Annotated in this window: 18 protein-coding genes and 1 pseudogene; 12 read left to right on the top strand and 7 right to left on the bottom strand. The window is 70.9% G+C overall.

What is annotated here, in order from left to right; all coding sequences use genetic code 11:
* Window positions 1-103: 103 nt before the first annotated feature.
* Together ACFVXA_RS36355 and ACFVXA_RS36360 are read left to right on the top strand one after the other, a co-directional pair.
* A complete protein-coding gene (locus ACFVXA_RS36355; protein WP_362030852.1) occupies window positions 104-853 on the top strand; it encodes a transglycosylase family protein in 750 nt (249 codons plus the stop codon).
* 234 nt (window positions 854-1,087) lie between these two features.
* Window positions 1,088-1,552, top strand: a pseudogene (locus ACFVXA_RS36360) (transglycosylase family protein); the annotation flags it as partial.
* Window positions 1,553-1,604: 52 nt separating this feature from the next.
* Here the strand turns inward: ACFVXA_RS36360 and ACFVXA_RS36365 are convergent.
* From ACFVXA_RS36365 to ACFVXA_RS36375, 3 genes are read right to left on the bottom strand one after another with little or no spacing between them, the layout of a single operon-like run.
* Window positions 1,605-2,345, bottom strand: coding sequence for an ABC transporter ATP-binding protein (locus ACFVXA_RS36365; RefSeq protein WP_390028340.1), 741 nt, complete (start codon window positions 2,343-2,345; stop codon window positions 1,605-1,607).
* Window positions 2,342-5,164 carry an ATP-binding cassette domain-containing protein gene (locus tag ACFVXA_RS36370; protein ID WP_390028353.1) on the bottom strand — a complete coding sequence of 941 codons (2,823 nt, stop codon included), beginning with the start codon at window positions 5,162-5,164 and terminating at the stop codon, window positions 2,342-2,344. The genes ACFVXA_RS36365 and ACFVXA_RS36370 overlap by 4 nt, the downstream gene beginning before the upstream one ends.
* The gene (locus ACFVXA_RS36375) at window positions 5,164-5,646 is read right to left on the bottom strand and encodes a hypothetical protein (protein ID WP_383747281.1); all 483 of its coding nucleotides are present in this window, start codon (window positions 5,644-5,646) and stop codon (window positions 5,164-5,166) included. Before ACFVXA_RS36375 ends, ACFVXA_RS36370 begins: the two co-directional genes overlap by 1 nt.
* Window positions 5,647-5,777: 131 nt before the next feature.
* Between ACFVXA_RS36375 and ACFVXA_RS36380 the strand changes: the two genes are divergently transcribed.
* From ACFVXA_RS36380 to ACFVXA_RS36390, 3 genes are all read left to right on the top strand, one after another.
* Window positions 5,778-6,323 (top strand): hypothetical protein, encoded by a 546-nt coding sequence (locus tag ACFVXA_RS36380; protein ID WP_383911061.1) that lies wholly within the window; start codon window positions 5,778-5,780, stop codon window positions 6,321-6,323.
* Complete coding sequence (locus ACFVXA_RS36385; RefSeq protein ID WP_389757805.1) at window positions 6,298-7,584, top strand: ABC transporter substrate-binding protein; 1,287 nt, start codon at window positions 6,298-6,300, stop codon at window positions 7,582-7,584. The genes ACFVXA_RS36380 and ACFVXA_RS36385 overlap by 26 nt, the downstream gene beginning before the upstream one ends.
* Window positions 7,585-7,716: 132 nt before the next feature.
* Complete coding sequence (locus ACFVXA_RS36390; RefSeq protein ID WP_383747286.1) at window positions 7,717-8,754, top strand: helix-turn-helix transcriptional regulator; 1,038 nt, start codon at window positions 7,717-7,719, stop codon at window positions 8,752-8,754.
* Here the strand turns inward: ACFVXA_RS36390 and ctaD are convergent.
* Window positions 8,636-10,327 (bottom strand): cytochrome c oxidase subunit I, encoded by a 1,692-nt coding sequence (gene ctaD / locus ACFVXA_RS36395; protein ID WP_362030840.1) that lies wholly within the window; start codon window positions 10,325-10,327, stop codon window positions 8,636-8,638. The two genes, ACFVXA_RS36390 and ctaD, sit on opposite strands and share 119 nt — an antisense overlap.
* Before the next feature lie 436 nt (window positions 10,328-10,763).
* Between ctaD and ACFVXA_RS36400 the strand changes: the two genes are divergently transcribed.
* Window positions 10,764-10,979, top strand: a complete 216-nt coding sequence (locus tag ACFVXA_RS36400; protein WP_362030838.1) for an I78 family peptidase inhibitor — start codon at window positions 10,764-10,766, stop codon at window positions 10,977-10,979.
* Between the two features lie 134 nt (window positions 10,980-11,113).
* Here the strand turns inward: ACFVXA_RS36400 and ACFVXA_RS36405 are convergent, their stop codons facing one another.
* Window positions 11,114-12,142 carry a phosphatase PAP2 family protein gene (locus tag ACFVXA_RS36405; RefSeq protein WP_362030836.1) on the bottom strand — a complete coding sequence of 343 codons (1,029 nt, stop codon included), beginning with the start codon at window positions 12,140-12,142 and terminating at the stop codon, window positions 11,114-11,116.
* Between the two features lie 695 nt (window positions 12,143-12,837).
* Here ACFVXA_RS36405 and ACFVXA_RS36410 point away from each other — a divergent pair.
* Together ACFVXA_RS36410 and ACFVXA_RS36415 are read left to right on the top strand one after the other, a co-directional pair.
* Complete coding sequence (locus ACFVXA_RS36410; RefSeq protein WP_384025364.1) at window positions 12,838-14,442, top strand: MFS transporter; 1,605 nt, start codon at window positions 12,838-12,840, stop codon at window positions 14,440-14,442.
* Between the two features lie 207 nt (window positions 14,443-14,649).
* Window positions 14,650-15,840, top strand: coding sequence for an acyl-CoA dehydrogenase family protein (locus ACFVXA_RS36415; protein ID WP_362030833.1), 1,191 nt, complete (start codon window positions 14,650-14,652; stop codon window positions 15,838-15,840).
* Between the two features lie 44 nt (window positions 15,841-15,884).
* Here ACFVXA_RS36415 and ACFVXA_RS36420 read toward each other — a convergent pair whose 3' ends face one another.
* The gene (locus tag ACFVXA_RS36420; RefSeq protein WP_362030831.1) at window positions 15,885-16,325 is read right to left on the bottom strand and encodes a cell division protein SepF; all 441 of its coding nucleotides are present in this window, start codon (window positions 16,323-16,325) and stop codon (window positions 15,885-15,887) included.
* A 290-nt stretch (window positions 16,326-16,615) separates the two neighbouring features.
* On the opposite strand from ACFVXA_RS36420, the gene ACFVXA_RS36425 reads away from it, so the two are divergent.
* Entirely contained in the window at window positions 16,616-17,791 is a 1,176-nt protein-coding gene (locus tag ACFVXA_RS36425) for a DUF5685 family protein (RefSeq protein ID WP_390028341.1), read from the top strand.
* A 150-nt stretch (window positions 17,792-17,941) separates the two neighbouring features.
* Here ACFVXA_RS36425 and ACFVXA_RS36430 read toward each other — a convergent pair whose 3' ends face one another.
* Window positions 17,942-18,895, bottom strand: a complete 954-nt coding sequence (locus ACFVXA_RS36430) for an ABC transporter substrate-binding protein (RefSeq protein WP_384025370.1) — start codon at window positions 18,893-18,895, stop codon at window positions 17,942-17,944.
* 439 nt (window positions 18,896-19,334) lie between these two features.
* Here ACFVXA_RS36430 and ACFVXA_RS36435 point away from each other — a divergent pair, with 439 nt between their 5' ends.
* Genes ACFVXA_RS36435 through ACFVXA_RS36445 form a run of 3 tightly spaced genes read left to right on the top strand, consistent with a single transcriptional unit; the run spans window position 19,335 to window position 22,838 of the window.
* Entirely contained in the window at window positions 19,335-20,192 is an 858-nt protein-coding gene (locus ACFVXA_RS36435; protein WP_383911047.1) for an amino acid ABC transporter permease, read from the top strand.
* Window positions 20,189-21,997 (top strand): FAD/NAD(P)-binding protein, encoded by a 1,809-nt coding sequence (locus ACFVXA_RS36440; protein ID WP_384025372.1) that lies wholly within the window; start codon window positions 20,189-20,191, stop codon window positions 21,995-21,997. The genes ACFVXA_RS36435 and ACFVXA_RS36440 overlap by 4 nt, the downstream gene beginning before the upstream one ends.
* Window positions 21,998-22,040: 43 nt before the next feature.
* Window positions 22,041-22,838, top strand: coding sequence for an amino acid ABC transporter ATP-binding protein (locus ACFVXA_RS36445; RefSeq protein WP_362030821.1), 798 nt, complete (start codon window positions 22,041-22,043; stop codon window positions 22,836-22,838).
* Window positions 22,839-22,854 lie beyond the last annotated feature (16 nt).

Consider the following 22,854-nt stretch of genomic DNA (forward strand, 5'->3'; position numbering starts at 1 on the left):
AACACCACCTCCGGCGGACGGGGCGGAGCGCGACGACCGCGTCCTACGCGCAGGGTCTCGCGTCCCGCCTTGGGGGACCCCGGGTGTTTCGAGAGGGAACTACATGTCCGCATGTGCCGAGAACACTCAGCAGGCTCGTACGACGACCAAGGCCGATGCGACGGCCGACGCTGGTTCGACGACCAGGACTGGTACGACGACCAAGGCTCGTACGACGGCGGTCCTCGCCGGGGCGGCACTGCTCGCCCCGCTCGGACTGCTCGCCGCGACCGGCAACGCCGCCGCGGCCGACAGTGGAGTGTGGGACCGCATCGCCCAGTGCGAGAGCGGCGGCAACTGGCACATCAACACCGGCAACGGCTACTACGGAGGACTCCAGTTCTCCGCCGGCACCTGGCGCGCGTACGGCGGCGCGGCCTACGCGCCGACCGCCGACCAGGCCTCGCGGTCCGCGCAGATCGCCGTCGCCACCAAGGTCCAGAGCGCCCAGGGATGGGGTGCGTGGCCCACCTGTTCGGCACGCGCCGGGGCGTACGGGAACGCGCCGGCGTCCTCGGGCGCCGGGTCGGCGGGCGGATCGGCCGCCACGAAGTCGGCGCCCAAGTCGGCCCCGGCGCAGTCGACACCCGAGTCGGCTCCCGCGAAGTCGCAGCCGTCGAAGGCGCCGGCACGTCCGTCGGGCCACACCAACCGCAGCGCGTCCCGCGGCGACTACACCGTCCGTAGCGGCGACACCCTGAGCGGCATCGCCGCGCGGCACGGGACGACCTGGCGGGAGCTCTACTCCGCCAACAAGGCCGTCATCGGCGGTGATCCCGACCTGATCGTGCCCGGGCAGCGGCTCGACATCTGAGTCCGGAACCGAGTCCGGAACCGAGTCCGGAACCGAGTCCGGACCTGAGCCCGGCCCGGACTGAGTCCGTACCTGAGTCCTGACCGGAGTCCGGGTCCGGCTTCCCGGTGGCGGGCAAGGGGCTCCGTCCGGTCCTCCGACCGGGTGGGGCCCCGATCGCGCCGGGCGCGGCTCGACGGGCGCGGGAGGTGGCCTGCTTAGCGTGGGCCGATGTCCCTCGTGTCGAACCAGTTCATGCGGTACGCGGCCGCGGCCGCCGCCGCTCTGGCCGTCCTCGTCGCCCCGAGGGCGGCCGCCGCGCCACCGCCCCCGCTTCCCGGCCCACAGGCGGTACGGGTGCCGTACGACTGCGTGAAGGACCAGTGGCCCTGGGCCTGCATCGCCGACTGCGAGAGCAGCGGGCGCTGGAACGCGAACACGGGGAACGGCTTCTACGGGGGGTTGCAGTTCTGGCAGCGCACCTGGGAGGAGTTCGGTGGGCTCCCGTACGCCCCGCGCGCCGATCTCGCCACGCGCGAGGAGCAGATCAAGGTCGCCGAGGAGGTGCTGGCCGTCCAGGGGTGGGAGGCCTGGCCGATCTGTTCCAAGAAGTACCGACTCGAGGGGCGCATGCATGTGGTGAAGGCCGGCGAGACACTCTCGTCGATCGCCCGCAAGTATCAGGTCAAGGGCGGCTGGCAGGCGCTCTACAAGGCCAACAAGCAGATGGTCGGCACTCATCCGGACCGGCTGAACGTGGGCACGCTGCTCGTCATCCCGAAGGGTTCGGGCGGCGGCGCCCGGCGCTCGGAGCTCGTCCGGTTCGGGCCGCCCCTGGTCTCCCGGGGCGCTCCGGCCCTCGCGTCCCCCGGGTCGGCTCGGCCGCCTCTCCGCTGAACACGACCGCGCCACGGCGCAGTTCATGGACGTACGTCGTCCGGCCCGCCCTCTCGCGCAGGCCGGGCGGCAGCCGCTGCTCCGCGACCACCACGCACGCGTCGAGGCCGCTCAGGATTTCGTACGTCCGTGCCGCGACCGTCGGGGACATGCCCTGCGCGGGTTCGTCGACGAGCACCACGCGCGCGCGTGCCGGCAGGGCGCGGGAGATCGCGAGCATGCGCTGCTCCCCGCCGGAGAGGGTGCCGGCGCGGCGGGGGAGGAGGGGCTCCAACTGTGGGTAGGCGTCGAGGGCGGTCGCGATGTCGGTCGCGGCCAGCTCCAGGTTCTCGCGGACGGTGAGGGAGCCGAAGACGGCCCGGCGCTCCGGTACGAGGCACAGTCCGCGCCGGGCGCGCTCGTACGCGGACAGGCGGGTCACGTCGGCGCCGTCCCAGACGACGGCGCCGCCGGACAGCCGCACCGTGCCGGCGAGGGCGCGCAGCACGGTCGTACGGCCGGAGCCGTTGCGGCCCAGCAGCACGGTGAGGCCGGGGTCCGGGGCGACGAGGGTCACGCCGTGCAGGGCTTCCAGGGGGCCGTAGCGCACGCGCGCGTGGCGCAGGGCGATGCTCATCCGCCGTACCTCGTCTCCAGTACGCGGTCGGCGGGGCCGGAGGCGACGATCCGCCCGGCGGCCATGACATGGACGGTATGGGCCAGATCGGCGACCAGGTCGAGGTCGTGCTCGACGACGAGCAGGGCCATGCCGTCGGCGGCGAGGGCCTGCAACACCCGGGCCAGCGCGGTCACTTCGGCGGTGTCGAGGCCGGCCGCGGGTTCGTCGAGCAGCAGTACGCGCGGACTTCCGGCGAGCGCCCGGGCCAGTTCGACGCGCCGGAGCGTCCCGGTCGGCAGCCCCGCCGCGGGCAGCGCCCGTACCGGCCCGTCGAGCCCGAACAGCCGCAACGCCCGCTCCGCGGCCCCCGGATCGGCGACCCGTCCCTGCTCGGCGCCCACCCGAACGTTCTCGGCCACTGTCAACGAGGGGAAGACCGCCAGCTGCTGGAAGGTCCGCGCGATCCCCAACCGGGTCCGCGCGTGCGCGGCCAGCCGGGTGACGTCCCGATCCCCGAGCTGCACCTGCCCGCCCGAAGGGCGCAGCGTTCCGGCGAGACAGTGGAAGAGGGTGCTTTTCCCGGCGCCGTTGGGCCCCACGAGCGCGGTGACCCGGCCGGGCGGGATGTCGAGGGAGACCCCGTCGAGGGCGACGAATCCACCGTAGGCGACGCGTAGTCGGCGGGCGGTGAGAGGTTGGGTCCTCCGCGCGCCCGGCCGGGGTGCGGCGTCCGCGGGCGGGCGTAGCGTACGGCGGTCCGGCGGTGCCGTGCGGCCACGTTGCGCGCCGTCCGGTCGGCCGAGGGGTGTGCCCCCGGGCAGTCGGGCCACGGGGCTGTCGGGTGGTGGAGCGGTGCTGTCCGGCGGGCCGGGGAGCGAGCCCGGTTCTTGGACGGAGGTGGTGGCGCGCGTCGGCGGGCCCGTGATGCCGGGCGTGCTCCTCACCGTGTCCGCCCTCGCGGTCGTGCCCGCTCTCCTCGCTTCCGCCGCGCGCAGTTGGCGCCGGACCCGTGCCCCCAGGGGCGTCAGGGCTGCCCGGCGGCGGAGTCGCAGTCGGGAGGCCGCTGTGCGGAGTGCTTCGTAGGGGCCGCCGGGGAAGCGGCCGACGAGGACGGCCAGTACGCCGATCAGAGCGGCCGCCACACCGCCGCGTGCGCCGGCGTCGAGGCCCACGAGGAGAGCCGCGGCGGCCAGTGCGCCGAGGACGCTGTCGGCACCGAGGACGACGACCGCCGCGAACCAGAGCAGCCCCCGGACCGGGTCGTACGCCGTGGCGTCGAAGGCGCGCAGGCCCAGGCCGAGCATGCCGCCGCCGAGCGCGGCCAGGGCGGCGCCCACGACGAAGGCGGTCAGTTTCAGGGTGGGGACGCGGACACCCGCCGCCGAGGCGCCCGACTCGTCATCGCGCATCGCGGCGAGAGCCCGGCCCGTACGGCCGCGGCGCAGGGCGTGCGCCGTCAGCAACGCGACGGTGAGCAGGACGAGTTCGAGCACGTAGTACGCGCGGTCGCCGTGGAAGCCCGCCGGGCGGTCGAGGGACAGCCCCGACGTCGCGTACGGCTGGGCGAAGACGAAGCGGCTGACGCCCACGCCCACCGCGAAGGTGGCCAGCGCGAGGGCCAGGCCGTGCCGGCTGATGGCGGGCCGGCCGGTCAGGACGCCGAGCGGCGCCACCAGGAGCACGGCGACCGCCAGCGCGGCCAGCTCGGGAAGACGCGGCAGACCGGGGAAGCGGCCCGCCGCCAGCAACGCCGTGAAGAGGGCGCCGAGACCCGCGTACGCCGACTGCCCGAGCGAGATCTGCCCGCCGCGCCCCGTCACGACGACCAGGGACAGGAGTACGACACCGAGCGCGGGCACCTGCACCGACGTGTGCAGGTCGGAGCCCGCGAAGCCCAGGGGCAGCAGGAAGAGGACGACCGCGACGATCCACGCGCCCGGCGGCGTCGCCACGCGGGCCGTCGCCGTGCGCGGGAGCGCGTCGCGGCTGCCGATGCCGGGGAGGACGAGCGCCGCGATCAGCAGCGCGACCACGAACAGGTTCGCGCCGACCGCCTGGAGCAGCGGTTCGGCCCAGCCCGAGGGGTGCAGTCGCGTCAGCTGGCTCTGGGCGACCCCGATGCCGAGGGCCACCACGACGGCGACCGGGAGGCTGCGCATCCGGGCGGCCACCGCCACCGCCATCACCTCCATGACGAGCAGCGGCATGCCGTACGGATCCAGGCGCACGTAGGGCGCGAGCAGCACGCCCGTCAGGCCTGCCGTGAACGAGCCGAAGGCCCACCCCGCCGCGGCCACCCGGTCCGCGTCGATACCGCCGAGCACCGCGAGCGAACGGTCGTCGACGACGGCCCGCAGTTCCGTGCCGAAGCGGGTCCACCGCGTCACGGCGCCGACCGCCACGGCCAGCGCGACGGCCACCGCCAACTGCCCCCAGGGATCCGCCGACACCAGCGTCGGCGCGTCCGCGCGGGCTCCCGTGCCCCACACCAGCGCGGCTCCGCCGACCAGCAGCACGAAGACGCCGATGGACGCGACGAGCGTCTGTGCCGGATCGCCGCCGAGGACCGACAAGGGGCGAAAGACGCATCGCTCCAGGGCCATGCCGATCGCCGGAGCCACCAGCAGCAGCGTCACCGAGGCGCCGAGCGCGAGGGGCCAGCGCCACTCGACCGTGAACTGGCGCAGCAGATACGCGCACACCATCGCGATCGCGCCGTGCGCGAAGTTGAGCACGCCGGTCGCGCGGTGGGTGACGATCAGTCCGATCCCGGTGAGCGCGGCGGCACCGCCGACGGACAGCCCGGCGAGGGTGAGGTCGTACGACAGCGAGGCCATCAGTCGCCCGGATCGGCGGCGGACGGTTCGCAGATGGGGCACGGCCCCAACTCCCCGCTCGCCAGCACCCGGGAGTCCACCGGCACGGCCTCCGGTTTCCCCGCGACCAGCGGGCAGTCCGCGCGGTGCCACAGGGTGCCCCCCGGCACCATCAGCAGTTCGCCGCTGGAGGCGAGGGGCACGGTGGCCGCCTGGCCCGACTCGTCCACCCCGGCGGCCTCGGCCGCCACGAGCAGCCCGTACAGCTCCTCCACGCGCGAGGCCGCCGCCGCGTTCCTGCCGTGCGCGAGCAGCACCGCGCCCGCGATGATCAGCGCGGCGCCGGGGACCGTGCACGACGCGAGATAGGGCAACTGCCGCTCCACGTACCGCTCGCCCGAGATGCCGTACCAGCCGATGACGCACAACACCGCTCCGCCGGCGAGCGCGGCCCACCCGGCCCACAGGGCGGGGTGCACGGTCCGCAGTCGAGCTGTCCGCATCCGGGCTCCCAGACGTCGTGTGTCTGTCTGTCTTCCAAGTCCGCCGATGGACTTGCACTATGCCCTCTGGAAGCTGACCCTGAAAGCTCCGGGCGCAGTTGACCCGGACCGACACCCGGTGGTGAGCCAGGATGGTTCTCGGGAGCGACCTCAGGCGGGAGAACGGCCGGGGAGCGGCGGCGGCGACGGTGGTCGCCCTCGTCCTTGCCGCGGCCCTCACGGCGTGCGGCGACGACAGCGGCGGCGGCGGGAGTTCGGCACCGCCCGTCCCCTCCGCGCAGCGGTCCACCAGCGCCGAGCCCAGTCCCACGGCGCCGTCCGATCCGGCGGCGGCAGAGCAGGAGGTCAAGAAGAACTGGGAGAAGTTCTTCGACCCGGCCGTCCCGCAGAAGGACAAGCAGGCCGTCCTCGAGAACGGCGACCGGATGACCAAGGTCCTGCAGAGCTTCAACGGCGACAAGCGCGGCCAGGAGGTGCAGGCGAAGGTCGAGAAGGTCGAGTTCACCTCGCCGGCCGGCGCGAACGTGACGTACTCGCTCACCCTGAAGGGCGCGACCGCGCTGCCGGGCGCCTCCGGGACGGCCGTCGAACAGGACGGCACCTGGAAGGTCTCCGTCAAGACGCTCTGCGCGCTGGTCCAGTTGAGCGGCAATGCGTCGCCCGGCCCCGGCTGCTGAGTCGGCCGCCCTGGCCGTGCTGCTCCTGCTGGGCACGGCCTGCGGCAGCCGCCTGCCCGAGAGCGACTTCGGGAACCGGTCCACGCCCACGCCGCAAGGGGGTACCGCCCCGATCCGCGTCGGCATCATCACCAGCGCCACCAGCCCGGTCGGCGGGTCCGCCTTCACCGGGCCGCGCGACGGGGCGAAGGCCTACTTCGACCGGCTCAACGCGCGCGGGGGCATCGACGGGCGCCGGGTCGAGGTGCGCCTGTGCGACGACGGCGGCAGCGGGGTCGGCAACAACGAGTGCGTGCACCGACTCGTCGACGAGGACAAGGTCGTGGCCCTCGTCGCCACGACGGCCCTCGACTACGCGGGCGCCGACCGGGTGTCCCACGCGCGCGTGCCCGACATCGGGGGTCAGCCGATCGGTCCGGCGTACGACACGTATCCGCACCTGTACGGGATCTACGGCAGCCTCGCGCCGAGGAACGGCAAGCCCGGCTGGGACGGGAAGCTGTACGGCGGCACCGAGGTCTACCGCTACTTCAAGCGCGTGCAGGGTGCCCGTACCGCCGCCGTCGTCTCCTACAACCAGTCCGCGTCCGCCGCCTACGCCCGGCTCGTCACCCAGGGACTGAAGGCCGAGGGCTACAAGGTGGTCACCGAGCAGGTGGACTTCGCCCTGCCCAACTTCCGTGCCGCGGCGGCCGACCTGAAGGACCAGGGCGCCGATCTCGTCTTCGACGCCATCGACACACATGGCAACGCCCAGCTGTGCAAGGCCATGGACGAGGTCGGGGCCGAGGTCATCGCGAAGGTCACCAATGTGCAGAACTGGACGTCCACCGTTCCCGAGGACTACAAGGACGCGCCGCGGTGCCGCAACGCTTTGTGGGCCACCGGGTCCAGCCGTGACTACGAGGACACGGGTGATCCGGCTGTCCGGGAGTTCCGGGACGCCACCAAGGGGCTGTCGTCGCACTCCCAGTGGCAGGTGGAGGGGTGGGCCGCGGCGATGTGGTTCACCGACGCGGCGAAGTCCTGTGCGGGCGGGGGCGTCACGCGCGCGTGCGTCGACGGCTTCATGAACCGGGGTGAGCCCTACACCGCCGATGGGCTGCTCGTCCCCGTCATGTACGAGCGGCTGTCCGAGCCGCCGAAGACGCGTCGGGCGTGTCTGTCGGTGGCCCGCTGGGAGGACGGCCAAGGGTGGGTCTCCCAAGGTGACATGAACTCCACCTGCTTCGAGGTGCCGCAGCTGTCGTACCGACCGTGAGTTTCCCCGTGCCCCCGAAGGGGCGCGGGGAACTGCGCGACAGGCTCCCACCACCCCCACCCAGCCGCAGCCAGGAGTGAACCCACAAGCTTGCGGACAGCAACTGTCCGCAAGCGGTGGCAGACTCGGGCCATGTTGGAGACATCGGCACGGTTGCTGCGGCTGCTCTCGCTGCTGCAGGCTCACCGGGAGTGGTCCGGGCCGGACCTGGCGGAGCGGCTCGGCGTCAGCCCGAGGACGGTACGGCGCGACGTGGACCGGCTCCGTGAGCTGGGCTACCCCGTGAACGCCAGCCCGGGCACGGGCGGCGGCTACCAGCTCGGTGCCGGAGCCGAGCTGCCCCCGCTGCTCCTTGACGACGACGAGGCGGTGGCCGTGGCGGTCGGACTGCGCACCGCCGCCGGGCAGGGCATCGAGGGCATCGGCGAGACCTCCGTCCGTGCCCTCGCCAAGCTGGAGCAGGTGCTGCCGAGCCGGCTCCGCCGCCGCGTGGGCGCCCTCAACGCCTTCACCGTGCCGATGCTGCGCGGCCCTGAGCCCGCCGCCGTCGACCCCGCCGTCCTCACCGAACTCGCCAACCTGTGCCGCGACTCCGAGCGACTGCGTTTCGAGTACCGCGGCCACGAGGGTGCCACCTCGCGCCGTACCGTCGAACCGCACCGCCTCGTGTGCACCGAGCGCCGCTGGTACCTGGTGGCCTGGGACGTCGACCGCGACGACTGGCGTACGTTCCGGGTGGACCGCATCACGCCCAGGCCGCCGCACGGGCCGCGCTTCCCGCACCGTGAGCCCCCGGCCGAGGATCTGGCGGCGTACGTCTCCCAAGGTGTCTCCACGCGCGCGTACGCCTCACATGCGGTCGTCCGGCTGCTCGTGCCCCTGGAGGAGGCCGCCGAGAAGATCTCGCCCTCCGCCGGCACCCTGGAGGCCGAGGGGAGGCGCAGCTGCATTCTGCGCACCGGAGCGGCGAGCCTCGACGTGATGGTCATTCACGTGATGCTGATGGGCTTCGAGTTCGAGATCCTCGAACCCACCGAGCTGACCGAGGCGATCAGGACGGCGCGGGACCGGCTGTCCCGGACGCTGGAGCGGGCTTCGGGCCGATCGGCGCGTACTCCGGATGGTGCAGGTCGAACGCCGGGGACTCGGAGCGGATCCGGGGCAGGGTGACGAAGTTGTGCCGTGGCGGCGGACACGAGGTCGCCCACTCCAGGGAGCGGCCGAAGCCCCAGGGATCGTCGACCTCGACCTTCGCGCCGTACCTGGCGGTCTTCCAGATGTTGTAGAGGAACGGCAGGGTCGAGATGCCCAGCAGGAAGGCGCCGATCGTGGAGACCGTGTTGAGCGCGGTGAAGCCGTCGGCGGCCAGATAGTCCGCGTACCGGCGCGGCATGCCCTCGGCGCCCAGCCAGTGCTGCACCAGGAACGTGGTGTGGAAGCCGACGAACAGCGTCCAGAACTGGATCTTGCCGAGCCGCTCGTCGAGCATCTTGCCGGTGAACTTGGGCCACCAGAAGTAGAAGCCGCCGAAGGTCGCGAAGACGACCGTGCCGAAGACGACGTAGTGGAAATGGGCGACCACGAAGTACGAGTCGGTGACGTGGAAGTCGAGTGGCGGCGAGGCCAGGATCACGCCCGTCAGGCCGCCGAAGAGGAACGACACCAGGAAGCCCGTCGCCCAGAGCATGGGTGTCTCGAAGGACAGGGACCCTTTGAGCATCGTGCCGGACCAGTTGAAGAACTTCACCCCCGTGGGCACGGCGATCAGGAACGACATGAAGGAGAAGTACGGCAGCAGCACCGCGCCGGTCGCGAACATGTGATGCGCCCATACGACGATCGAGAGACCGGTGATCGCCATGGTCGCGGCGACCAGTGTGAGATAGCCGAAGATCGGCTTCCGGCTGAAGACCGGCAGGATCTCGGTGATGATCCCGAAGAACGGCAGCGCGATGATGTAGACCTCGGGATGGCCGAAGAACCAGAACAGGTGCTGCCACAGCAGCGCCCCGCCGTTGGCCGCCTCGAACACCACCGATCCGAATCGCCGGTCCGCCTCCAGGACCAGCAGCGCCGCCGCGAGCACCGGGAACGCGAAGAGGATGAGGATCGAGGTGAACAGGGTGTTCCAGGTGAAGATCGGCAGCCGGAACATCGTCATGCCCGGGGCGCGCATCCCGACGATGGTCGTGATGAAGTTGACCGCGCCGAGGATCGTGCCGAAGCCGGCCAGCGCGAGGCCCATGATCCACATGTCGGCGCCGATGCCCGGCGACCGCTCCAGGCTGTTGAGCGGGGCGTAGGCGAACCAGCCGAAGGCGGCGGGCCCGTCGGGTACCACCAGCGAGCCGAGCACGATCAGGCCCCCGAAGAGGAAGAACCAGTACGACAGCATGTTCAGACGCGGGAACGCGACGTCAGGGGAGCCGATCTGCAGCGGCATGATCTCGTTGGCGAACCCGGCGAACGTGGGGGTCGCGAAGAGCAGCAGCATGATCGTGCCGTGCAGGGTGAACAGCTGGTTGAACTGGTTGTTGTCCACGATCTGCAGGCCGGGCCGGGCGAGTTCGGCGCGCATCAGAAGCGCCATCAGGCCGCCGATCAGGAAGAAGACGAACGACGTGATCAGATAGAGGTGCCCGATCTTCTTGTGATCGGTGGTCGTCAGCCAGTCCACGACCAGCCGCCCCGGCCGATCGGTCCGTGCGGTTCGCGCCGTCGCCTGCGCGGTGTCCGTCCCCATCGCTCGCCCCTTCGCCGTCGCGCGTTCTGGGCCTGCTGAAGTTCATGCCAGAAGCTCGTGTCCCCCGTGGCCCGACAGGGGCATGCGGGGGTTGTGTGCTGGAACCGTGTATTTCCTATGCAGCGTCAGCTTTCGCGACCCTCCCCGGAATCAGAATGGAAAAGCTTCGCCGTGTGACTGCTGTGGGACCGCCGCACGGCTGCCGTACCGCCTGATCCGCACATTCCATTGGGCTATTCGGGACTGCGTCACGGTAGCTCCGAATTACGTTCGAAGGCGTGCGGAACACGTACCGAACCCCTCGTACGTGTGACGGGGGTTCGGCCGAAACGCGTGTCGTGATCCTGTGACAGAAGCGTGACCGGAGGGGGATAGGTGACCCTTGGTGTCGGGCCCGGGCTTCCCCGGCCGGGGAGCGCCGCCTAACGTGGCGGTCATGGCACCCATTCCCACCCCTCCCGCAGAGCCCCAGGACAGTCCGGAGAGCTACGTCGGACTGGAGGAGAGGAGCGCCGAGCGCCGCGCCCGGGAGCACGGCTGGACCTCGGTGCGCTCGCTGCCGCCCGGCGCCATCATCACCATGGAGTACCGCTTCGGGCGGCTGAACTTCGAGGTCACCGACGGCAGGGTGACCCGCTGCTGGAAGGGCTGACCCCAGGCCCGTATCGGGTATGCGTCGGCACGTGCGAAGGCCCCGGCTCGTCAGGAGCCGGGGCCTTCACGGTGCGGGGAGAGGCTGTGCGTACCGGCCCCGCTGTCTTTCTTGTTCTGATTGTCCTATGGCGTTCAGCCGCCCGCCAGCGGGCGGGCCGGGGTCGTCGTGGTCCCGCGCGGCACGCGGTCCGAGTGCGGCGGGCGGCGGCTGCCCGCCGGGGTCACCGGGGTGCGCTCCGAGCGGGCCGAGTGCGGGCCGGGGGCCAGGTAGACGGGCGCCCGGGGCGAGCGGGCGGCCGCGACCGTCTCGCGGGCCGGCACCTCTGCGTCCGCGCGGGTGGGCTGCGTGACCATGACGGGTGCACCGGCCGGAGCGGGGACCGGGGCCGGGGCGGTGTCGCCGCGGCGGGCCCGCCAGGAGTCGCGCAACGAGAAGATCCAGGCCTCGGCGCGGGCGATCAGCGGCTCGACCCAAGGCAGCGCCAGCAGGATCAGCAGGCCGGCGGCCCAGCCCAGGAGCACGTCGCTCAGCCAGTGCGTACCGAGGTACACGGTGGTGAGGCCGACGCCGAGCGAGACCACGGCGGAGAGCGCGGACAGCCAGCGTCTGGCCCTCGGGGTCGAGGCCAGATAGGCCAGGATTCCCCAGGTCACGACGGCGTTGGCGGTGTGGCCCGACGGGAATATATCGCCGCCGAGTCCCATCTCGTTCGAGCCGATCGTGATGGCGTAGTGCGGGCCGAGGCGGCCCATGCCGAGCTTGGCGGCGCCGACCGTGATGTTGAGCAGCAGCAGCGAGGCGCCCAGCGTGAGCAGCGGGCGCAGGGTGTGCTGTCGCCAGGAGCGCCAGCCGAGCCAGGCGGCGACCATCACGGCGGTGGGGCCGCGCTGGCCGAGCACCACGTAGTAGTCGAGGAACGCGTGGATCTCCGGCCACTGCTGATAGGGCCGGAAGAACATGACTTGCCAGTCGAACCGGACCAGCCATGAAGTGATCGCCACGGCCCACACAATGGCCACGTAGAAGGCCAGGGTGGCTCCGAAGAGCACAACCCTGTGCCGGGTCATCCGCGGTACATCGATGTGGGCCGGTCGTTCCGGCTCACGGTCCAGCCGGGCGAAGACCCGGTCCAGACGGGTGAGGTTTCGTTCGGTACGCACCCAATCGACGTTACAGCGAGTGAGCTGCGTCCCAGGCCGATTCACTCGCTTTGTGATGACGATGTGATGTGGGATTCCTCTCAGATCGATGTTTATTTCCAATGAATCTCTAATCACTCGACTGGTGGACCCTTAAATTCCATTGATCACACACAGCTTGTTTTTATGCCGCTTATATATTCGTTCACCGAATCCTGGCGCGGAATTCGCCGGACGCTCACCGGTCGCTCACCGGGCGTCGGGGAGTGGATCACGGCCGACCGGAGCCGGCCGGCCGACCGGCGGCCCCGCGGAGAACCGGCGCTGACCTGGACGTACGCGGTTTCGAGCCGAGGCGGCTCGGCGCGCGCGGCGCGAGCGGGGTGACGACCGCTGGGTACGACCGGCTGGGTACGACCGGCTGGGTACGACCAGGACGTGGACGGCCGCGTACCAGGCCGGTCCCGGGGGCGCGGCCGGACGGAACCGGCCGCCCCTGCCCCGCGTGGTGCACCGAGGGGAGCGTGGTGCACACCACACCCTCGGCGGGAAGAACGTGAGAGGTCTGCCACGCGTCATCGACGGGAACTCGCGTACGCTGGCCGCTCACTCGCCTTTGTTGCGTGGGCCGGGATTCCGCTCCCCAGGCCGCAACCGCAGGGAGTCCCCACCCCGCGGTATCCGCCGAACGCGAGGGAACATCTGGGAGGTACTGCATGTCCGGGACGACCACGGCCGCTGCGCGATGCCGCCGGAAGGCCGGGGCCGGTGCCAACCGCTGGGTCGTCCTCGTCGTCCTCTGCGTCAGCCTCTTGCTGGTCGCCCTCGACGCCACGGTGCTGCATGTCGCGGTGCCCGCCGTCACCGAGGACCTCAGGCCCGGCGCGATAGAACTGCTCTGGATCGTTGACGTCTACCCGCTCGTCTGCGCCTCGCTGCTCATCCTCTTCGGCACGCTGGGTGACCGCGTCGGCCGCAGACGGATTCTTCTCCTCGGGTACGGACTCTTCGGCGTCGCTTCGGGTATTGCCGCACTCGCCGACAACGCCCAGGTCCTCATCGGCGCGCGCGCCCTGCTCGGCGTGGGCGGCGCCATGATCATGCCCGCGACGCTCTCGATCCTGCGCCAGGTCTTTCCCGACCGGCGCGAGCGGGCGCTCGCGATCGGCATCTGGAGCGCGGTCGCGGCGGTGGGCGCGGCGGTGGGGCCGCTGCTGGGCGGCTTCCTCCTGGAGCACTTCTGGTGGGGTTCGGTCTTCCTCATCAACATCCCGCTGATGCTGATCAGCCTGCCGATCGGGCGGCTGCTGCTGCCCGAGTCGAAGGGCGACCGCGATGGCCCCTGGGACGTGGTCGGCGCCCTGATGGCCGCCGCCGGTCTTTTCGGCCTCGTGCTCGGGGTGAAGCGGCTCGGCGGCGACGAGGCCTCGCTCAGCCCGTTCACGCTGGTGCCGCTGCTCGGGGGCGCCGTGCTGATGGCGGGGTTCGTACGGCGGCAGCGGCGGCGTGCGCACCCGCTGGTCGACCTGCGGATGTTCTCGCGGCCCGCGTTCAGTACGTCGGTGGGATGCATCGTGCTGGCCATGCTCGCCCTCGTCGGGCTCGAGCTGATCGCCGCGCAGTATCTGCAGCTCGTGCTCGGGCTGTCCCCGCTGGAGACCGGGCTGCGGCTGCTGCCGCTCACCGTCGCGGCGATGGCCTCGGGGCTCGCCGGGGCGAAGATGCTGCGCCGCTTCGGACCGCGCGCGATGGTCTGCTTCGGGTTCTGCCTCACCGCCGCCGCGGTGATCACGCTCACCGCGATGGGTGGGGACGACAACACGGGACTGCTGGTCGTCGGGTTCGTTCTGCTCGGATTCGGACTGGAGACGACGCTTTTCGGAGCCTACGAGTCGATGCTGAGCGAGGCGCCGCCCGCGCAGGCCGGCGGAGCCGCCGCGATCGGTGAGACCTCGTACCAGCTGGGCGCCGGGATCGGCATAGCGTTCCTCGGGAGCGTGATGAACGCCGCGTACGCGCCGGGGCTGGCGTCGGTTCCGGGGGTCCCGGCGGCCGATTCCCGTGCTGCCGGGCACTCGCTCGGGGAGGCGTACGAGGTTGCCGGGCGGCTCGGCGGGTCTCCCGGTGCGGCCCTGCGGCAGGCGGCCCGGGATTCCTTCGTGCACGGGCTGCATGTGACCTTGCTGGTCAGCGCGGGGTTGTTGCTGCTCGGGGCGGTGATGGCGCTGCGGTTGCCGCGGGTCATGGAGTGCGGAGTGCCTGCGGCGGGCTCCGCGATCCCCGCGCCTCGGGAAGTCGCCGAGCCCCGCGTCTCCGCCTAGTTCTCCCGCCCGCCGGTTCTCCCGCCCGCGCACCGCCTCGCCTGCTTCGACTCTGTGGGCAAGTGCCGGTCTCCCGTGGCGGTGACTCGCCGTCGGCGGCCGCCGGTTCCGCGTCGGGTGCGGCCTGGACTTGCGGGACACTGCGTCGTAACGTCGGGTCGGAATCGTAACTAGCGATGCTAGTTTTAGTCGTCCGGAGGCTGCCCCATGTCCGCGTCCTCGAAGCTCCCGCCCTTCGACCCCGCCGACCCCCTCGGCATCGACGACCTCCTGGAGCCGGAGGACCTCGCCATCCGGGACACCGTGCGAGCGTGGGCCGCGGACCGGGTGCTGCCTCACGTCGCCGAGTGGTACGAGAAGGGGGAACTGCCCGGGATCCGGGAGCTGGCCCGGGAGCTGGGCGGGATCGGGGCGCTCGGGATGTCGCTCCAGGGGTACGGGTGCGCGGGGGCCAGTGCCGTGCAGTACGGGCTCGCCTGTCTGGAGCTCGAAGCCGCCGACTCCGGGATCCGCTCGCTGGTGTCCGTGCAGGGTTCGCTCGCCATGTACGCCATCCACCGGTTCGGCAGCGAGGAGCAGAAGCGGGCCTGGCTGCCGCGGATGGCCGCCGGCGAGGTCATCGGGTGCTTCGGGCTCACCGAGCCCGACCACGGCTCCGACCCCGCCTCCATGCGGACCTACGCCAAGCGCGACGGCGGGGACTGGGTCCTCGACGGACGGAAGATGTGGATCACCAACGGGTCCGTCGCCGGGGTCGCGGTCGTATGGGCGCAGACCGACGACGGGATCCGGGGATTCGTCGTGCCGACGGACGTGCCCGGGTTCTCCGCGCCCGAGATCAAGCACAAGTGGTCACTGCGGGCCAGCGTCACCAGCGAGCTGATCCTCGACGACGTGCGACTGCCCGCCGACGCCGTACTGCCGGAGGTGACCGGGCTGAAGGGGCCGCTCAGCTGTCTCTCGCACGCGCGGTACGGGATCGTGTGGGGTGCGATGGGGGCGGCGCGGGCCAGCTTCGAGGCGGCCGTCGAGTACGCGAAGACGCGTGAGCAGTTCGGGCGGCCGATCGGCGGCTTCCAGCTCACCCAGGCCAAGCTCGCCGACATGGCGGTCGAGCTGCACAAGGGGATTCTGCTCGCCCATCACCTCGGGCGGCGGATGGACGCGGGACGGCTCCGTCCCGAACAGGTCAGCTTCGGCAAGCTCAACAACGTACGAGAGGCGATCGAGATCTGCCGGACCGCCCGTACCATCCTCGGCGCCAACGGGATCTCGCTCGAATATCCCGTGATGCGGCACGCGACCAACCTCGAATCGGTGCTCACCTACGAAGGCACCGTCGAGATGCACCAACTCGTGCTGGGCAAGGCGCTCACCGGACTCGATGCGTTCCGGTAGAGACGGTAGGACCCCGCGGGGCAGGGCCGGTGAGCGGCCCTGCCTCAGCTCTGGTTGAAGAAACCGTCCGTCTGACGGCCCGCGGCCTCGCCGCTGACGATCTCCGTGTTGGCGGGGGTCAGCAGGAAGACACGGGTGGCGACCCGCTCGATCGTGCCGCGCAGACCGAAGGTCAGGCCGGCCGCGAAGTCCACCACGCGCTTGGCGTCGGCGGGCTCCATGGACGTGAGGTTGATGATGACCGGGACGCCGTCCCGGAAGAGCTCGCCGATGCCGCGTGCGTCCCGGAAGCTGTCCGGGGTGACCGTGCCGATCCGGCGGCCCTTCTCCTCCGCCGTCTCCGACGCGACCTTCACGCGCGGGTCGGTGACCCAGGCATCGCCGGTGTCCTGTCCCTCGGAGTAGTTGTCGTCGTCGTAGTAACGCTCGTCATCGTTGTCGTCGACGAGGCCAAGCCAGGCACTCGCCTTGCGCACCGATCCCATGGACGCCTCCTCTCACAGCGGTCTTGCTTGCTTTCCGCATCCCCATGGTCGTCCATGATGCGGATGTCGCGCCAAGTGGATAGACGCCGCGCGGGGGTTTCGTGACGGTACTGGTGCACAGCGCATACGTCGAGAGCCCGCGTGTCCCAAGGGTCTTGCTGGATACAGCTGCTGACTGAGAGTGAAATATGATGAGCGACGGCGATCGGGTGACGGCTGGGGCGTACGGGTGAACGGGGTGGTCGATACGATGCCGCAGCTCAACGTCGTACGTGTCACGGGGGGGTGTCGTGTTCGGAATCGTCAGGCCCTGCAGCCACCGGCTCGCTGAAGGGCTCAAGACGCAGTGGATGGCGCATTTGTGCGGGCTGTGCCTCGCGCTGCGCGGAGACCATGGTCAGTTCGCTCGGATCGTCACCAACTATGACGGCCTGCTGATATCGGTTTTGACGGAGGCTCAGGCCGAGCGGACGACGCAATGGCGGCGCACCGCCGGGCCCTGTCCGCTCCGCGGTATGCGCACCGCGTCCGTCGCGCAAGGAGAGGGCGCACGGCTCGCCGCCGCCGTCTCGCTGGTGCTCGCCTCGGCGAAGGTGCGTGACCATGTCGCCGACGGGGACGGCCTTTTGGCCCGCAGGCCCGTGGCGTTGGCCGCGCGACGGGTCGCCTCGAGCTGGGGCAGGGCCGGTGCGCGGACCGGCTCCGACGTCGGCTTCGACACCGCCGTACTCGTCGACGCCGTGGACCGGCAGATCGGCATCGAGGCACTGGCCGGGCCCGGCACGCCGCTGTTGACCGTCACCGAACCGACCGAGACCGCGACCGCCGCCGCCTTCGCGCACACCGCCGTGCTGGCCGGACGCCCCGGCAATGCCGAGCCGCTCGCCGAGGCCGGACGGCTCTTCGGCCGGCTCGCGCATCTCCTGGACGCCGTGGAGGACAGGGAAACTGACGCCGCGTCGGGCGCGTGGAATCCACTGGCGGCCACCGGTACGTCCCTCGCCGAGGCGCGACGGCTCGCCGACGACGCCCTGCACGGGATACGGCTCGCGCTGCGCGAGGTGGACTTCGCCGAGGGCAGGCTGGCGCATCTGCTGCTCGCGCACGAGCTGGGGCGGTCGGTGGACCGGGCGTTCGGGACGGCGGGGTGCGGGCATGCGCCGGAGGCGTCCTTCGGGCCGGGAGGATCCATCGGGCCGGGAGGATCCGTTGCGCCGGAGGGCTCGTTCGGGCCGGCGGGCTCCTTCGGGCCGCCGCCCCAGCCCGGTAGGCGCGGCTTCTGGGCCGGGTGCGCGGCCGCGATCGGGCTGTGCTGCACCTGCAAGGTGTGCTGCGCCGACGAGTACGAGGGGCCGTGGTCGCGCAAGAAGCGCGAGGGGTGCCTGAGCAACTGCGACTGTGACTGCGGTTGCTGCGAGGCCTGTGAGTGCTGCGAATGCTGCTCGTGCTGCGACTGTGGGCTGTGATGCTCTTCGCCGCTCGGACGGGGCGCTTCTGTACGGGGCTGTGATGCTCTTCGCCGCTCGGGCGGCGCGCTCCTGCACTTGGCGTGATGCTCCTCGTGCCCCGTACAGGGCGCTCCTGTACGGGGCACGAGGCGGCGGGTGTCGGAAGGCTCAGCCCTTCAGCTCCGGCGGGGAGATCTGCGACTTCGGGATCGCCGAGCCCGCCGTGCCCCACTTCTTCAGGATCTTCGCGTACGCCCCGTCGGCGATGAGCTTGTTCACCGCGGCCTGGAAGGCGGGGGCCAGCTTGGTGCCCTTCTTGAAGGCGAAGCCGACGTCGAGTCGGTGGAACTCGTTGAGGAACTTGACGCCCTGCTGGTGGTCGACGGCGTAGCGCAGGCCGTTGATCGTGCTCATCACGATGTCGCTGCGGCCCTGCTGGAGTGAGGACCAGAGCGCGCCCTGCTCGCTGTACGTCTGCACCTTGTACGCCTTCTTGCCGGCGTCCGCGCAGGCGTTCTTGTTCTCCTCCAGGGTCGCCTCGAAGGTCGTGCCGGCGGTGGTCGCGACGTTCAGGCCGCACAGCTGCTTCAGGTCGGTGATCTTCGTGAGCTTGCTGTCGTCGCGGGTGGCGAAGCCCTGGCCGTCATTGATGTAGGTGACGAAATCGATGGTCTTGCGGCGCTCGTCGGTGACGCCGAAGTTGCTGGCGCCGAAGTCGTACTTGCCGCTGTCGAGGGCGGGCAGTATCGCCTCGAAGCTGGCCTGCTCCGTCTTGAGGTCGATGCCGAGGACCTTGGCGACGGCGTGGGTGAAGTCCACGTCCTGGCCGGTCAACGTCTTGCCGTCGTCGAGGTAGGTGGTACCGGGCGGGGTGCCGCCGACACTGACCGCGACAGTGAGGTGTGTGACGCCGTTCGGCAGCAGCCTGGCGGCGGCCTCGTCCTTCGCGATGCCGGAGACGACGTCGGTGGTGGGGATCTTGTCGGCCTGTGCCGACGTCCCTGCGGCACCACTGGCTGAACTGTCCGAGCCGGAGCCGCACGCGGTGAGCAGCAGGGCCGCCGAAGTGATGAGAGCAAAGGGTATAAAAACCCGATTACGGGCACGCGTGGGCGTACGCATCGTGTGCGGTCTCCTGAAGGCAAGAGGGAGAGGAGCGCGAGGGGAGGGGTGCGCGTGTGAAGGCGAAGGGGAAGAACGCGAAAGGCGCCCGATCGATCAACGGATCAGGAGATCAACGGATCAGGAGATCAACGGATCAATAGATCGGGGTGCGCAGTGGGTCGGCTCAACAGGAAGAGGACCACACTCGACCGAAGTCGATGTGGGAGCGCTTGACCAGCCACTGCTGTGGATGCATGGGCCAAGTGGAACAGGCATCCGGTTTCGCGTCAACTGACTTGAGACGTACGGCTCACAGTGTGGACAGCCTTGACAGTGAGGGGAAACGGCCCCGTACTCTCGGTGGACGGCCCTGCTGAGGGGCTCGGCCGTACAGCGCCCCGGCGCTCCGTGTGAAGGCACTCACCGTGTTCGACTCGACGCATCACGGAGCGTTCGCATGTCTTCCGACACCCTCGCCAAAGCCCCCGCCGCACCGGAGATACCTGAGCAGGCGGACTCCCTGCGGATCGTTCCGCAGCGCCGTCTCGGCCAGTGGACCGCCGCGGTCGCCGTGCTCGTCCTGCTCGGGCTCGCCATCACCTCCGTCGTCCGCAACAAGGCGTTCCAGTGGGGCGTGGTCGGTGACTACTTCACCTCGGACTCCGTGCTGCGCGGCCTGTGGCTCACCCTGTGGCTGACCGCGGTCGTCATGGCGCTCGGCTTCGTGCTGGGGGCACTGCTCGCCGCAGCCCGCCTGTCCTCCAACCCCGTTCTGCGCAGCGTCAGTTGGGGGTATGTGTGGCTGTTCCGGTCGATTCCGATCCTGGTGCAGTTGCTGCTATGGTTCAACATCGGGGCGCTGTATCCGCAAATCCTCGGGGTGAAGACGGTCAATCTGCTGACCCCCGTGGCCGTCGCGATCATCGGCCTCACGCTCCACGAGGCCGCGTACGCCGCCGAAGTCGTCCGCGGCGGCATCCTCTCCGTCGACCGCGGCCAGATCGAGGCCGCGCAGGCGCTCGGTCTGAGCCGGTGGCGCCGCTGGTGGAGGATCGTGCTGCCGCAGGCGATGCGCTCCATCGTGCCGCCCGCCGGGAACATGCTGATCGGCACCCTCAAGGGCACCTCCATCATCAGCGTCATCGCCGTCCAGGACCTGCTCTTCTCCGTGCAGCTCGTCTACCACCGCACCTACCAGGTCATCCCGCTGCTGATGGTGGCCACGATCTGGTACACCGTCGTCACCTCGGTGCTCGGCATCGGCCAGTACTACGTGGAGAAGCACTACGCGCGCGGTTCGGAGCGCACGCGATGAGCGCTCCGAAGGGTTCGCTGCGGCCCTCGCTGGTGATCGTCGGGGCCGGTCCGCGGGGGACCGGTCTCGTCGAGCGCATCGCCGCCAACGCGCCCGAGCTGTACGCCGGATCGGGGCCCGCGGGTCCCGGAGGTCCCGCAAGCTCCGAGGGTTTCGACATCCACCTCGTCGACCCCTATCCGCCGGGCGCCGGACGCGTCTGGCGCGAGGAGCAGTCGCCGCTGCTGTGGATGAACTCCGAGGCCCAGGACGTCACCATGTTCACCGACGAGACGGTGGACATGGCCGGACCGGTGACCGAGGGCCCCACCCTGCACGAGTGGGCGCGTCTCCAGGGGCGCACCTTCGCGGACCGGCCCCGACAGGGCGCGTACATGCGCTGGGTGTACGAGCGTGCCGTGGCCGCCCTGCCGCCGGGCATCCGGGTCCATCACCATCCGTGCCGCGCGCTGCGCGTGAGCGGCCCCCGCGAGGGCCGCCAGCAGGTGTGGCTGGAGGGCCGGCCGCGCCCGCTCCTCGCCGACCTGGTCGTCCTGACCCTCGGTCATCTCGACGCCGAACTCGACGACGAACAGCGCGAATTGGCCGCGTACGCGCGCGAGCACGGGCTCGTCCATCTGCCGCCGGACTTCACCGCCGACAGCGATCTGTCCGCCCTCGCGCCCGGCGAACCCGTCCTCGTCCGCGGCTTCGGGCTCGCCTTCGTCGACCTGATGGTGCTGCTCACGGAGGGACGCGGCGGACGCTACGACGGGGAGACCTACCTCCCGTCCGGGCGGGAGCCGATCCTGCACGTCGGCTCCCGGCGCGGCGTCCCCTACCACTCCAAGATCGGCTACGACTGGGAAGGCGAACGGCCCCCGCTGCCACGGTTCCTGGGACCCGCCGAAGTCGACGCGTTCCTCGCACGCCCCCAAGGCTTCGACTTCCGGCGGGACGTGTGGCCGCTGATCGAGAAGGAGCTGGGGTTCGCGCACTACCACCGGCTGTTCGCCGCGCACCCCGAGCGCACCCGGACCGCCTGGACGGACTTCGAGGAGAAGTACACGGCCGGCGAAGGCGCCGAGATCCAGGCGCTGGTGGCGTCCGCCGTGCCGGATCCCGCCGACCGGCTGGACCTGACCGCCCTCGACCATCCGCTGGACGGGGTGCGGCACACCTCGTACGAGGAACTCCAGACCGGCCTGCGCGGCTACATCGAAGAGGATCTGAGAAGACGTCACCATCCGGACCACAGCCCTGACTTCGCGGTCTTCTTCGCACTTCTCTCCGTCTACGCACAGCTGGTCCGGCTCGGTGACATCGGCTCCTGGTGGCACGGCTTCTTCAGCTATCTGGCGTCGGGGCCGCCCGGACCGCGGCTGCGGCAGATGCTCGCGCTGTCGCGGGCGGGCATCCTGAAATTCGTGGGCGCCGACATGACCGTCACCGCCGAGGAGGGGGTCTTCCGGGCGGGCAGCGCCACCGTGCCCGGCAGCGCGATCGAGGCCCGCGCGCTCGTCGAGGCCCGGCTGCCGCACCCCACGGTCGAGCGCGCGCGGGACTCGCTGCTGCGGGAGCTGTACGCCGACGGGGCCGCCGCGACGCCCGAGGGGCTGCTCGCCGTCGACCCCGCCGACGGCCGGGTCCTGGACCGTTCCGGTACCCCGCACCCCCGGCGCTTCGCGCTCGGCCCGCACACCGACGCCCGCGGGGCGGGCGCGTTCACCCGGCCGCGCACCGGCGGCCCGGCCTTCCGGCAGAACGACGCGACGGCGCGTGCCGCGCTTTCGTTCCTGCGCGCGCTGTCCTGTCGCGCCGCCTGAACGCGTCCCGTCCAGATCCCCCACCTCCCTAAGGAACTTCCCCATGAGCGCGTCACTCACCAAGGACGATCCGGCCGGCGCCACGGCCATGGTCGCGGTCAGGTCCGTCCACAAGAGCTTCGGTTCGCTGGAGGTGCTCAAAGGCGTCGACCTCGAAGTGCGGACCGGCGAGGTCACCGTCGTCCTCGGGCCCTCCGGCTCCGGGAAGTCGACCCTGCTGCGCACCATCAACCACCTGGAGAAGGTCGACCAGGGGTGGATCAGCGTCGACGGCGCGCTCGTCGGCTACCGACGCTCCGGCGACAAGCTGTACGAGCTGCGCGAGCGCGAGATCCTCAAGCAGCGCACGCAGATCGGCTTCGTCTTCCAGAACTTCAACCTCTTCCCGCACCTCACCGTGCTGGACAACATCGTCGAGGCGCCGGTCTCCGCCCTGAAGCGACCCCGCAAGGACGCCGTCGAAACCGCGCGCGGGCTGCTCGACCGGGTCGGGCTCGCCGACAAGGCCGACGCGTATCCGAAGCAGCTCTCCGGCGGCCAGCAGCAGCGCGTCGCCATCGCCCGCGCGCTCGCCCTGGAACCGAAGCTGCTGCTCTTCGACGAGCCGACCTCGGCGCTCGACCCCGAGCTGGTCGGTGAAGTCCTCGACGTCATCAAGGACCTGGCCCACCAGGGCACCACGATGATCGTCGTCACCCACGAGATCGGCTTCGCCCGCGAGGTCGCCGACACCGTTGTCTTCATGGACGACGGCCGCGTCGTCGAACGCGGCGCGCCCGGCGACGTACTCGACAAGCCGCGCCACGAGCGCACCCGGGCGTTTCTCTCCAAGGTTCTCTGAACGTTTTCCAAGGCCC

This window comes from Streptomyces sp. NPDC058246 (assembly GCF_042881985.1).
In the GTDB taxonomy this organism is placed as follows: domain Bacteria; phylum Actinomycetota; class Actinomycetes; order Streptomycetales; family Streptomycetaceae; genus Streptomyces.

Bases quoted from the DNA above. Each gene is read 5' to 3' on its own strand.
- ACFVXA_RS36445 (WP_362030821.1), top strand. From the start codon at position 22,041: ATGAGCGCGTCACTCACCAAGGACGATCCGGCCGGCGCCACGGCCATG.
- ACFVXA_RS36365 (WP_390028340.1), bottom strand. From the start codon at position 2,345: ATGAGCATCGCCCTGCGCCACGCGCGCGTGCGCTACGGCCCCCTGGAA.
- ACFVXA_RS36390 (WP_383747286.1), top strand. From the start codon at position 7,717: ATGTTGGAGACATCGGCACGGTTGCTGCGGCTGCTCTCGCTGCTGCAG.
- ACFVXA_RS36370 (WP_390028353.1), bottom strand. From the start codon at position 5,164: ATGGCCTCGCTGTCGTACGACCTCACCCTCGCCGGGCTGTCCGTCGGC.
- ACFVXA_RS36385 (WP_389757805.1), top strand. From the start codon at position 6,298: ATGCGTCGCCCGGCCCCGGCTGCTGAGTCGGCCGCCCTGGCCGTGCTG.
- ACFVXA_RS36410 (WP_384025364.1), top strand. From the start codon at position 12,838: ATGTCCGGGACGACCACGGCCGCTGCGCGATGCCGCCGGAAGGCCGGG.
- ACFVXA_RS36440 (WP_384025372.1), top strand. From the start codon at position 20,189: ATGAGCGCTCCGAAGGGTTCGCTGCGGCCCTCGCTGGTGATCGTCGGG.
- ctaD (WP_362030840.1), bottom strand. From the start codon at position 10,327: ATGGGGACGGACACCGCGCAGGCGACGGCGCGAACCGCACGGACCGAT.
- ACFVXA_RS36430 (WP_384025370.1), bottom strand. From the start codon at position 18,895: ATGCGTACGCCCACGCGTGCCCGTAATCGGGTTTTTATACCCTTTGCT.
- ACFVXA_RS36375 (WP_383747281.1), bottom strand. From the start codon at position 5,646: ATGCGGACAGCTCGACTGCGGACCGTGCACCCCGCCCTGTGGGCCGGG.
- ACFVXA_RS36380 (WP_383911061.1), top strand. From the start codon at position 5,778: ATGGTTCTCGGGAGCGACCTCAGGCGGGAGAACGGCCGGGGAGCGGCG.
- ACFVXA_RS36435 (WP_383911047.1), top strand. From the start codon at position 19,335: ATGTCTTCCGACACCCTCGCCAAAGCCCCCGCCGCACCGGAGATACCT.
- ACFVXA_RS36415 (WP_362030833.1), top strand. From the start codon at position 14,650: ATGTCCGCGTCCTCGAAGCTCCCGCCCTTCGACCCCGCCGACCCCCTC.
- ACFVXA_RS36420 (WP_362030831.1), bottom strand. From the start codon at position 16,325: ATGGGATCGGTGCGCAAGGCGAGTGCCTGGCTTGGCCTCGTCGACGAC.
- ACFVXA_RS36400 (WP_362030838.1), top strand. From the start codon at position 10,764: ATGGCACCCATTCCCACCCCTCCCGCAGAGCCCCAGGACAGTCCGGAG.
- ACFVXA_RS36355 (WP_362030852.1), top strand. From the start codon at position 104: ATGTCCGCATGTGCCGAGAACACTCAGCAGGCTCGTACGACGACCAAG.